We start from the raw sequence: 516 nt of genomic DNA on the forward strand, positions 1-516 counted from the left end.
ATTGGGTGGATCAGAGTCACAACCATCTTGATGTTGTCGCCTGGCATTACCATCTCTACGCCTTCTGGCAGTTCGATGGTACCGGTCACGTCAGTTGTACGGAAGTAGAACTGTGGACGGTAGCCTTTGAAGAACGGAGTATGACGGCCGCCTTCGTCTTTGGACAGAATGTACACTTCAGATTCGAACTTGGTGTGTGGCTTGATTGAGCCTGGCTTCGCCAGAACCTGACCACGTTCGATTTCTTCACGTTTGATACCACGCAGCAGAACACCAACGTTCTCACCAGCACGGCCTTCGTCCAGCAGTTTGCGGAACATTTCAACGCCAGTACAGGTAGACTTCGCAGTCTCTTTGATACCAACGATTTCAACTTCTTCACCAACTTTGATGATACCGCGCTCTACACGACCGGTAACAACGGTACCACGACCGGAGATGGAGAATACGTCTTCGATTGGCAGCAGGAATGGCTTGTCAATCGCACGCTCTGGTTCTGGGATGTAAGAATCCAGG

General features: G+C 50.8%; 1 protein-coding gene. It reads right to left on the reverse strand.

Features of this window, described 5'->3' with window-relative positions; all coding sequences use genetic code 11:
• Positions 1-516: EF-Tu/IF-2/RF-3 family GTPase (locus tag ACOTX2_RS25040; protein WP_252007933.1), on the reverse strand; the 516-nt coding region annotated here is incomplete at both ends.

This window comes from Enterobacter cloacae complex sp. IR5412, assembly GCF_049237385.1.
Taxonomy (GTDB): Bacteria; Pseudomonadota; Gammaproteobacteria; order Enterobacterales; family Enterobacteriaceae; genus Enterobacter; species Enterobacter intestinihominis.